Source organism: Streptomyces sp. G45 (assembly GCF_049542095.1).
Lineage (GTDB): Bacteria > Actinomycetota > Actinomycetes > Streptomycetales > Streptomycetaceae > Streptomyces.
The window spans coordinates 254,334-264,838 of sequence record NZ_JBMUZU010000002.1; the positions used below are offsets into that span (position 1 = coordinate 254,334).

Annotated in this window: 8 protein-coding genes; 3 read left to right on the forward strand and 5 right to left on the reverse strand. The window is 72.6% G+C overall.

Translation table 11 applies throughout. The features are described 5' to 3' along the window. Positions 1 to 3: 3 nt before the first annotated feature. Both ACOBQU_RS39980 and ACOBQU_RS39985 read right to left on the reverse strand, forming a co-directional pair. Positions 4 to 588: an HD domain-containing protein gene (locus ACOBQU_RS39980; RefSeq protein ID WP_423635441.1), complete on the reverse strand. Its 585-nt coding sequence runs from the start codon at positions 586 to 588 to the stop codon at positions 4 to 6. A 16-nt stretch (positions 589 to 604) separates the two neighbouring features. Continuing rightward, a complete protein-coding gene (locus ACOBQU_RS39985; RefSeq protein ID WP_423635443.1) occupies positions 605 to 1,168 on the reverse strand; it encodes a hypothetical protein in 564 nt (187 codons plus the stop codon). A 706-nt stretch (positions 1,169 to 1,874) separates the two neighbouring features. Between ACOBQU_RS39985 and ACOBQU_RS39990 the strand changes: the two genes are divergently transcribed. The 3 genes from ACOBQU_RS39990 (at position 1,875) to ACOBQU_RS40000 (ending at position 3,955) form a co-directional block, all read left to right on the forward strand. Continuing rightward, positions 1,875 to 2,210 (forward strand): hypothetical protein, encoded by a 336-nt coding sequence (locus tag ACOBQU_RS39990; protein ID WP_423635445.1) that lies wholly within the window; start codon positions 1,875 to 1,877, stop codon positions 2,208 to 2,210. Beyond that, entirely contained in the window at positions 2,207 to 2,530 is a 324-nt protein-coding gene (locus ACOBQU_RS39995) for a hypothetical protein (RefSeq protein ID WP_423635447.1), read from the forward strand. Before ACOBQU_RS39990 ends, ACOBQU_RS39995 begins: the two co-directional genes overlap by 4 nt. Before the next feature lie 315 nt (positions 2,531 to 2,845). Beyond that, a complete protein-coding gene (locus ACOBQU_RS40000) occupies positions 2,846 to 3,955 on the forward strand; it encodes a protein-L-isoaspartate(D-aspartate) O-methyltransferase (protein WP_423635449.1) in 1,110 nt (369 codons plus the stop codon). Between the two features lie 454 nt (positions 3,956 to 4,409). On the opposite strand, the gene ACOBQU_RS40005 is transcribed toward ACOBQU_RS40000, so the two are convergent. From ACOBQU_RS40005 to ACOBQU_RS40015, 3 genes are all read right to left on the reverse strand, one after another. Continuing rightward, complete coding sequence (locus ACOBQU_RS40005; RefSeq protein WP_423635451.1) at positions 4,410 to 5,177, reverse strand: alpha/beta fold hydrolase; 768 nt, start codon at positions 5,175 to 5,177, stop codon at positions 4,410 to 4,412. A gap of 330 nt (positions 5,178 to 5,507) precedes the next feature. After that, positions 5,508 to 5,732 carry an MbtH family protein gene (locus ACOBQU_RS40010; protein WP_423635453.1) on the reverse strand — a complete coding sequence of 75 codons (225 nt, stop codon included), beginning with the start codon at positions 5,730 to 5,732 and terminating at the stop codon, positions 5,508 to 5,510. Between the two features lie 15 nt (positions 5,733 to 5,747). Continuing rightward, on the reverse strand, positions 5,748 to 10,478 hold the full coding sequence (locus ACOBQU_RS40015) for an amino acid adenylation domain-containing protein (protein ID WP_423635455.1): 4,731 nt from the start codon (positions 10,476 to 10,478) through the stop codon (positions 5,748 to 5,750). Positions 10,479 to 10,505 lie beyond the last annotated feature (27 nt).

The following is a 10,505-nucleotide window of genomic DNA, read 5'->3' on the forward strand; positions in this document are numbered from 1 at the left end:
CGGTCAGCGCAGATAGGTCTGCTGCCACTCCACCGACGACATGGTGAGCGCGGCCTCGGCGAGAGCCTGCGCAGATGCGGTCTTGAGCTTGGCCTGGGACGTGTCGATCCAGTTCTGAACGTTGGAGCAGCCCTGTTCCCGGTACTCCACTGCCTGTACGAGGCATTCGAGCTTGTCGGCGTCGTGTGCGCAGATCACTTCGAGGCTGTCGCCGTTCTCGTACTCGGCGACCACGCGGCTGATCCCGGCGGCGACGGCCGGGTGCGCGTCGGCGAGTTGGTCGGCGGTGACCTTCTCGTTCGACGCGGCTTCCAAGTAGCGGCGGCCGATGTGCGGGATGTCGGATACGCGGGTCTCCTGGGTGTCGTGGAAGACGCACAGAAGGGCGACCTTGGCCGGGTCGGCGCCCTCCATCATCGCGAGGACGGAGCCGATCACCGCCGTGCGGAAGGAGTGCTCCGCGATGGTTTCGGGATCCTTCACGCCCGCGATCCACCAGCCGGACCGCTTGGCACGCTTCAGCATGCCCAGTTCGAGCAGATACCCCGCCGTGCCCTTGGCCTGCTCCGGGGTCGTCATGTCCGCCATGTGGTGCCCTCCGGATTCATCGGTGATCGCGTAGAACGTAGTGCACGGCTTCGAGGTCACGGCGGCCTTGTGCGGAAACCCGTCCCCCGTCCAGGAGCAGCACGACGTGGTCGCCGAGTCGTTCGGCGGGGCCGGGCGCGGCCCGCGGCAGCCAGTAGTGCGTGGTGAGGAGTGCCCACAGGGTGTGCGCGTAAAGGTCGACGTACTCGGGGGCCTGGTGGAGCCCCTGGACCAGGCTGCGGAAGACAGTGACCGGATCCCAGTCGGTTCGTTCGCGCATGAACGCGTCGTCGGGCTGGGCGTCGGGCAAGGCACCGAGCCAGTACGCCCAGTAGGCGAGGTTCGCGGCTTCCGCAGTGTCGTCGTCGACCACGGCTCGGGCGATGAAGTCCGACAGGGGTCGGGTATCGCCCTGGCGGACCAGCGCGGTTGCAGTGGAGCGGGCCTCAGCCCAACGCGGAGTCCAGCCGTGGGAGATCAGGCTGTCACGGCGACGGTGGAGTGCGTCGACGGTCCACGACGCTCCCTCGGCGCTGTGATCGTAGGAGGCGAGGTAGAGCGCCTGCCGCCGCAGCAGCACGAAACGGTCACCGGCGCCGGTGGCGGCATCGACCGCCGTACGCAGGTTCTCGAAGAACGCGTTCCGCTCCGCGACCGACAGCAGGGGGCTGCCGGAGCAGCACCGCGCCGGACGGGGGCTGGCCGGTCCCGGAGCAACGGAGGCGCGGTGCCGTTCAGGGCCCAGGCGATCATGTGCGCGGTCGACCTGGTGTGAACCCAGCCCGCCAGCGGGTGCCGGTCCAGCTCCGAAGGAGGTTCGAGCGCGGCACTGATGATCCGGTCCGCATCCATCGCCGCGTCGATGAACCCGAGGACGGTGGTTGCTGCCCCGAGCGTGAGGAGCCGACGACGCAAGTCGAGCACGTCGGCCGCGCGCATGTGGGCAAGCGGGCGCCGTCCGGACTCGCGCCCTTGGACCGTGCCCAGGTCGACGCCCAGCACTTCGGCCATGTCGGCCTGAGTGAGCGGGATGGACTCACGGGCCAGGCGCAGCACGAACCCGGCAATGGTGCCGGTCACCGCACGCCTGCGTGCGGGTGGTCTGGTCGTCATGACGCCCCCGGACGAGTTCGGCTCAACACGTACCCGTAGTCAGTCCTACCGGACTCTGAGTACTCGTACGTTCGTCATGCGCCAAGTGGACCGACCTGATAAATGCCTTACGGAAGTGGGGAGCTGACCATGATGCGAAGCCACGAGCGGGAGATCGCCATGGGTGGTGCATCGTGAGGGCGGCCGTTGTCGAGGACGGCGTGGAGGCCGTCATCACCCGCTGTGGCGAGGCTCTGGCCCTTCCGGACCCGTACGACCCGGTCGCGCTTGAAGCGCTGGTTCGGGCCCTGCTGTCCGACCTCGCCGCGCTCATCAGCTCCGGCCTGAGCGAGCACCGGTCCCGGCTCGTCCTGGACGAGATCCGCAAGGCCCACGCGTTCCTCGGGAGCCACCGGGCCCCGCGCCTCGGCGAGTCGTCGTACGACCACCTGCGCGCGCTCGCCTGGCTGACCCGGACCATCGCGTACATGTACCGGGACTGGGAGCGCCAGGGCGGGGGCTGGCGGTGAGCGGCACTTCCCGCACCGGCCCCGGGTGGGAGTTCGACGCCGGTCGGACAGACTTCGACGTGAAGAACGCGCTAGGCCTGGTCACGGCCGCCGACCCCCGGTTGCCGGACCTGACGTGCGCGCTCCTGCGGGATCTGGCGTTCCTGGTCGACACGCCTCGGCTGCGCGCTGCGGCCGAGTTGGACCAGGCCTTGAAGGCCGAGTTGCAGCGCGCGGCGGAGTTTCTGGAAGGCGCCTTGGGGCACCTGGGGCGGCTGGCTGTGGAGACGCGGTGCATGGCCGCGTCCTACCGGCTGCTCGGAGAAGCGGGTGAGTGGTGAGGGTGTGTACGACCGAGCCCACCCCTCCGATGGGGCGGGACCCGCACTGCGACCTGGACCGTACCAACCTGCCTGCGGGCATGCCCATCGGCATCACGCCGACTTCGAAAGGACCGAGACGATGCGACTGATCGCTGCCGCTGCCGGGACTCCGGGCGAGCCCTGGCCAGGACCGCCGAACCCGCCCACCCCCGACGGCCCCGGCCCCGGGGAGCCCTCGCCGCCGCCGGAGCCCCCCACGCCCGACGGCGGCCCCCGGTGATGGCGGGCGAGGGCGGGGAGCGGCCGGGGCGTGGCGAGCTGGGGCGGGCCCTCATGGCATCCGGCGCCCTGTCCTCGGACTGGGCGCCCGCCTTCGCGGCCGTCGACCGGGCGCGGTTCCTGCCCGAACGGATGTGGCCCTTCGACCTGGATGCCAAGCGGGCGGTCACCGTGGAGAAGGGGCAGGACCCTGATGCCTGGTACGACTACGCCGACCGGGACTGGCCGATCGTCACGCAGTGGGACGACGGCCGTCACTCCGGAGAAGAGCCCGGCACGGTCCCCACGTCGTCCAGTTCGATGCCCTCGGTCGTCTACCGGCTCCTGGGCGACCTGGACGTGAGCGACGGCATGACGGCCCTCGACGTCGGCACCGGGAGAGGCGAGACCGCCGGGCTCCTCTCCTACCGTCTCGGCGGTGGCAACGTGACCACCGTCGAGGTCGATGCTGCGGTGTCCCGCGAGGCTCGGGCGGGGCTCGCGGAGTGCGGCCTGTATCCGACCACCGTCGTCGGGGACGGCCTGAGCGGTCGAGTGCCCGGCGGTCCGTACGACCGCGTGCTGGTCACCTGCGGCATCCGGTCCTTCGGCGGCGTCCTGGACGCGGTGAAGCCCGGCGGCCTCGTCGTCGCCCCCTTCGGCACGCACTACACCCACGCCGACGCTGTCGTACGCCTGACCGCGACCGGTGACGGGATCGCCTCCGGCCGCTTCACCCGGCCCGCGGAGTTCATGAAGGCCCGCGCCCAGCGTGAGCCCGCGATCGTCCACGGCGACCACGTGGGCAGTGTCCATGACGGGGACAAGCGCGCCGCCGCTGTGGGGGAGGAGCTGTTCACCCAGGGCAGGTTCGACGTCATCCACTTCGCCGCCGGTCTGCGCCTGCGCGATGTGCGCCTGTCCGTCGCGGACAAGCGAGGCCCTTCCCGCCCCGTCTGGCTCTACGGCCTCACCGACACGTCGTGGGCCTGCCTGTGGTTCACCGACGGGCAGCGGACCGTCGTGTGGCAGGCGGGGCCACGCCGGTTGTGGGACGAGGCCGAGGGTGCCTACACCTGGTGGGAGGAGAACGACCGCCCCGGACACGACCGCTTCGGTCTGACCGTGACGCCCGACGGCACCCGGGCCTGGCTCGACGACCCCGCGAACTCCTGGCCCCTATGACCCGGTTCGCTGCCCCTCCCGCACGCCGCCCGTCGGCTTGGGCAGCGGCACGCGGCCCTTGGGGCACACGAATGGCCCCGGCAGGGAGCAGCTGCCGCCCGTCAAACCCTGGGAGCCGGTGGAGACCGCGCGTGCCGATCGAAGCGCGGCTCGTCCCGGCGGAGTGGGTCTGCCTGGGGTACGCGTGGACGGCCTACCGCGGCTGCACGCGTGCGGGCGGTGCGCGTACGCGGGGCGGAGGCGGTGAACCGGTCGGGCCGGGCGTTACGCCCGGCGCGGTGCGGTGTTGGCCCGCTGGTTCGGGCGGCTTCTGGTGCGGGACCAGTGTCTGAGGAGGTTCCTCAGGAGGATCGACGTGAAGGGCGGCGCACCCGGCGTGTCCGGCCGGGTGCGCTTTCCGTTTCCGTGGGGGGTCACGCGGTGTGCCTCGCGAAGAAGTCCAGGATGCTCTTGTTCACCGTCGCCGGGTCCTCCAGGTAGCCGTAGTGGCCGCAGTCCGCGACGAGTTCGAAGGTCGCGTCGGGGATGGCGTCGGCGACCTCGCGGGACAGGTGGGGCGGGGTGACGAGGTCGTCGGCGAAGGCGATGACGTGGCAGGGGACCTGGATGCCGCGGTAGGCGGCGAGGCGGTCGTCCAGTTTGCTGATCTCGTACTGGGCGCGCTGGCCCGGGCCGGGCGGTGCGGACAGTTCGAACAGGTCGAGCCAGTCGACGAACTTCGCCTCGTCGTTGAGGGTGCGGGGGAGAGGGACTTCAGGGCGCGCATCGCCGCCGCGTACTTCGCGGGGAGCTGCACCCCGGAGTCGTACAGCTCGATCTCCGCGAGGGTCATCGCCCGGCGCAGCGCGTCCGTGCGTCCGCGCGTGGCCATGAAGACGGCCTGGGTGACCAACTCGGGTCGGGTGAGGGCGAGTTCCTGGGCGACGAAGGCGCCCATCGACGTGCCCACGACGCGGCACGGGCCGAGGCCGAGCCGGGTGATCAGGCCCGCGACGTCGCCGACCAGGTCGTCGATCGTGAAGCCGTCGGCGCACTCCGAACTCGGTGCGATACCGCGGTTGTCGAAGGTGATCACGCGGTACCCCGCGGCGGTCAGATCGGGGACCTGGTGCAGGTCCCACGCGCTGTGGCCGCCGCCCGTGCCCTGGATGAGCACGACCGGGTCGCCCGATCCGGCCTCTTCGTAGTGCAGCCGTATGCCGTTCACCGCTATGACGGGCATGGCGCTGCCCCTCCCTTCCGTCTGTGCTGCCTGTTCAGTCGCTGGTCGTGCGCTGGTCGTGCGCTGGTCGTGCGCTGGTCGTGCTGCCGGTTCGCCGCCGCCGGGCCCACCGGCGCGGCCGACCCCGTTCGTCGACCCCGTTTGTCGACCCTGTTCGTCGATCCCGTTCGCCGACCCCGTTCACCGGGCCGTTCACCGCCACGGCCCGCCCACCGGTTGGGGGCCGGTGGGCGGGCCGTGGCGGTTGTGCGCCAACGCCTCATGTGGGGGTAATTGGGGCGTATCGACTCCCCAATTGGGGAGTCGTGGCGGTCGTGCGAGGGCGCGGGCTCAGCTCGCGGCGGCGCCCTCCATCGCGTTGATCAGGCTCTTCGGGCGCATGTCGGTCCAGTTCGACTCGATGTACTCAAGAGCCGCCTCGCGGGTGGTCTCGGCGAGAGCCGTCTCCCAGCCCGCGGGGACCTCGGCGAACGACGGCCACAGCGAGTGCTGGCCCTCGTCGTTGACCAGAACCAGATAGGTGCCCTCGGGGTCCTCGAAAGGATTGGTGCTCATTTCGCGACTCCTGCTTCAGACGATTTCAATTCCGGAGGGGGTGTCCAGCCTGTCCGCGAGGACTCGGCCGATACGGGCGACGTGCGGCGCATCCGTCATCAGATTTCCGTGCGTCGATTCTATAGCGTGCACTTCGACGCGACCGCCGATGAACGGTTGCCAGAAGCTGACATTCAGGCGGGATTCCCTGTCCTCTTCTGACATGCGGTTCGCGGAGAAGAAAAGAACGTCGCCGTCGAAGAACCCCGGCTTGAACTTCCGCATGATGCGGACATTGTTCACGAAGACGTCCTTCAGAGCGAGGATGTCAGAGGCTTCCAGGTGGGCGAGGGACTCGTCGGTATTTTGCAGGAAGTCCCGGAAGCGCAGCAGCACCGCCTCCTGGTCTGCTATGAGGTCCGCCTCGTCGAATTCGAAGCCCATCGCCTGGAGGTTGTGCGCGACGATCTCGTGGTCGACGACCTCCAGGTTCTCGGCGTCCTCGCCCGGGGGATAGGCGTCGAGCAGCGCGAGCAGTTCGACGTCCTCGCCCTCGGCGCGCAGCCGCACCGCCAGGGCGTGCGCGGACAGGCCGCCGAACGACCAGCCCGCGAGGCGGTAGGGGCCGTGCGGCTGCACGGAGCGGATCTGGGCGAGGTAGTCCTCGACCATCTCGTCCATGTCGGCGGCGAGGTGCCCGCTGCCGTCGAGGCCGCGCGCCTGGATTCCGTACACCGGCACGTCCGGGCCCAAGTGCCGCACCAGACCCGCGTAGCACCAGCTGTAGCCGCCGCCCGGGTGCAGGCAGAACAGCGGGGCCGACGAGCCGCGCGCCCGCAGCGGCAGCAGCACCGCCGTGGAGTCCCGCGTCTCCTTGGCGCCCGCCAGCGAGGCCGCCAGGGCCTCGGCCGTCGGCGCCTCGAAGACGCGGCGCACCGGCACCTCGGCGCCCAACTCCTCCCGGATGCGGCCGACGAGGCGCGCCGCGAGGAACGAGTGGCCGCCCAGTTCGAAGAAGTCGTCCTCCACCCCGGCGGCGTCCAGGCCGAGCACCTCCGCGAACAGCTCGCACAGCGCCCGCTCCAGGGCCGTCGCCGGTTCCCGCGAGGGCGCCGTGGACGACTGCTCGGGGGCGGGCAGCACCGCCCGGTCCAGCTTGCCGTTGGCGGTCAGCGGCAGCGCGTCGAGCGTGACGAACGCCGACGGCACCATGTGGTCGGGCAGCGCACCGGCGCAGTGGGCGCGCAGCGCCGCCCGGTCCGGCGCGGCGGAGCCCTCGGCCGCCACCACGTACGCGACGAGCCGCTTGTCGCCGGGCCGGTCCTCGCGGACGACCACGGCGGCCTGCGCGACGCCCGGGTGGCCGGTGAGGACCTTCTCCACCTCGCCCGGCTCGATGCGGAAGCCGCGGATCTTCACCTGGCCGTCGGCGCGGCCCAGGTAGACGAGCTGCCCGTCCGCGGTCCACCGCGCCAGGTCGCCCGTGCGGTACATGCGGGCCCCGGCGGGCCCGTACGGGTCCGCCACGAACCGGTCCGCGGTGAGCGCGGGCCGCCCGCCGTAGCCGCGGGCCAGGCTCGGGCCCGCGATGTACAGCTCGCCGGGCACACCCGCGGGCAGCGGGCGCAGGCGCGCGTCCAGGACGCGGATCGCGGTGTTGGCGACGGGCGTGCCGATCGGCGGGACCGCGGGCCAGGCGGCGGTGTCCGCCGGGAGCTGGTGGCCCGTCACCACATGGGTCTCGGCGGGACCGTAGTGGTTGTGCAGCCGCAGGCCCGGGCGGTCGGCGAGCAGGGTGCGCAGCGCGCCGTGCGGGGTGAGCGCCTCACCGGCCTGCACCAGCGCGGTCAGCTCCGGCAGGGCGAGGCCGCGCGCCACGGCGGCCTCGGCGACCGCGTCGAGGACCAGGTTCGGCGCGTACAGCTCGTGGATCGCGGCGCTCTGAAGCCACGCCGCGAGCGCCACCGGGTCCCGGCGGGTGTCCTCGTCGCACACCACCAGCGTCTTGCCGGACAGCAGCGCCGACAGGGTCTCCTGCACCGACACGTCGAAGCTGACGGCGGTGAACTGGGCGACGCGCGTGCCCGGACCGCCGGGCAGCGCGGCCTCGTGCCACTCCAGCAGGTTGACCGTCGACGCCGCGGGCATCACGACGCCCTTGGGGCGGCCCGTCGACCCGGACGTGTAGATGACGTACGCGGGGTGCGACGGGTCCAGCGGGGCGGTCCGCTCGGCGTCGGTGACGTCCCCGGCGGGCAGCGCCTCCAGGGCGGCCGCCGTGGCGGGCGCGTCGACCGTCACCGTCACCGCGGCCACGTCCGGCGGCAGGACCGACGCGTGCGCGGCCGTCGTCAGGACGCACGCCGGGCGGGCGTCGGCCAGCATGTACGCGATGCGCTCCGCCGGGTACTCCGGGTCCAGCGGCATATAGCCCGCGCCCGCCTTCAGGGCGGCGAGCAGCGCCGTGACCAGCTCCGCCGAGCGCGGCATGGCCACCGCGACCAGGCTCTCCGGGCCCACGCCACGGGCGATGAGGGCCCGCGCGAGCCGGTTGGCGCGGGCGTTGAGCGCCGCGTAGTCCAGCGCGCCGCCCGGGTGCTCCACGGCGACGGCGTCCGGGTGGCGGGCCGCCTGCTCCTCGAACCGCGCGGGCAGCGAGGCGCCGCCCACCGCGAGCGCGGGCCCGTCCCAGCCGGACAGGACCTGGCGCCGCTCGGCGTCCGACAGCAGCTCGATGTCCCCGACGCGGCGCTTCGGGTCGGCGGTCGCCGCCTCGAGGAGGCGCAGCAGCCGGGCCACGAACGACTCCGCCGTGCTCCGGTCGAACAGGTCGGTGCTGAACTCCAGCGCCGCGCCCAGGCCGTTCGCGGCGCCGTCGCCGTCACGCCGCTCGCTGAACGCGAACAGCAGGTCGAACTTGGCGGTGCCCGAGTCGGCCTCCACCGACGTGACCGACAGGTCCCCGAGCCGCCCGGCACCGGCCGCCGGGCCGCCGGAAGCGCCCGCAGCGGCCTCCTGGTCGGTGTTGTTGTACGTCAGCATCGTCTGGAACAGCGGGTGCCGCGACAGGGACCGGCTCGGCCGGATCTCCTCCACCAGGCGCTCGAACGGCACGTCCTGGTGCGCGTACGCGGCCAGGTCCGTCTCGCGCACCCGGCCGAGGAGTTCCGCGAACGTGGGGTTCCCGGAAGTGTCGGTGCGCAGCACCAGGGTGTTGACGAAGAAGCCGACGAGGTCGTCCAGGGCGTCGTCGGTGCGCCCGGCGACCGGCGTGCCCAGCGGGATGTCCGCGCCCGCGCCCAGTCGCGTCAACAGGGCGGCGACGGCGGCCTGGAGCACCATGAACGGGCTGGCCTGCGCGGACCGGCCGAGCTTCACGATCCGCTCGTGCAGCTCCTTGGGCACCTCGTAGCGCACCCGGTCGCCCCGGTGGGACTCGGCGGCGGGCCGCGGCCGGTCCGTGGGCAGCGCCAGCTCGTCCGGCGCCCCGGCCAGGGCGTCCTTCCAGAAGGCGAGCTGGCGGGCGAGCGCGCTGTCCGGGTCGCTCTCGTCGCCGAGCTGCTCGCGCTGCCAGATGCTGTAGTCGGCGTACGCGACGGGCAGCGGCGACCAGGCGGGCGCCTCGCCCCGCACCCGCGCCGCGTACGCGGCGGTCAGGTCGCGGGCCAGCAGCGGCATCGACCAGCCGTCGCCCGCGATGTGGTGCAGCAGGAGCAGCAGGACGTGGGAGTCCTGGCCGGTCGTCGCGTCCTGGCCGGTCGCGAACAGCGTGGCCCGCAGCGGCAGCTCGGCGCTCAGGTCGAACGCGTACGCCGCGGCCGCCGCGACCTCCTCGGCCACCCGCTCCTCCGGCACGTGCCGCACGTCGAGGACGGGCCGGGCCCGCTCGCCGTCCAGGACCGTCTGGTACGGGCCCTCGGCGTCCTCGGCGAACACCGTGCGCAGCGTCTCGTGCCGCTGCGCCAGGTCGGCGAGCGCGGCCCGCAGCGCGTCGTGGTCCAGGGCGCCGGTCAGCCGCATCCCCAGGGGGATGTTGTACGTGGCGCTGGGGCCCTCGAAGCGGTGCAGGAACCACAGGCGGCGCTGCGCGAACGACACCGGGATCCGCTCCGGGCGCGGCACCACCGGGGTGACCGCGCGCCGGGCACCGGCGGCGCCGCCGACGAGCCGCGCGAGCGCCGCCACGGTCGGCGCCTCGAAGAGCTGCCGGATCGCCAGCTCCACGCCGAGGACGCCGCGCGCCCGGCTCACCAGGCGGGTGGCGAGCAGCGAGTGGCCGCCCAGGTCGAAGAAGTTGTCGTCGATGGTGACCGAGGGCAGGCCGAGGGTCTCCGCGAACAGGCCGCACAGGATCTCCTCGTGCGGGGAGCGCGGCGCGCGGCCCGCCGACGCCGCGCCCAGGTCCGGCTCGGGCAGCGCCCTGCGGTCCACCTTGCCGTTGCCGGTCAGCGGCAGCGCGTCCATGGCCACGAACGCCGACGGCACCATGTAGTCGGGCAGTTCGGCGGCGGCGTGCGCGCGCAGCGCCTCCGTAGCGACGGGCGTGTCCGCGGCGGGCACCAGGTGGGCGACGATCCGCTTGTCGCCGGGTCTGGACTCCCACACGGTGACGACGACCTGCGCCACCTCCGGGTGGCGGCCCAGGACCGCCTCGATCTCGCCGAGTTCGATGCGGAACCCGCGCAGCTTGACCTGTGCGTCGGCGCGGCCCAGGTAGGCGAGGGTGCCGTCGTCCTGCCAGCGCACCAGGTCACCGGTGCGGTACATGCGGGCCCCGGCGGGTCCGTGCGGGTC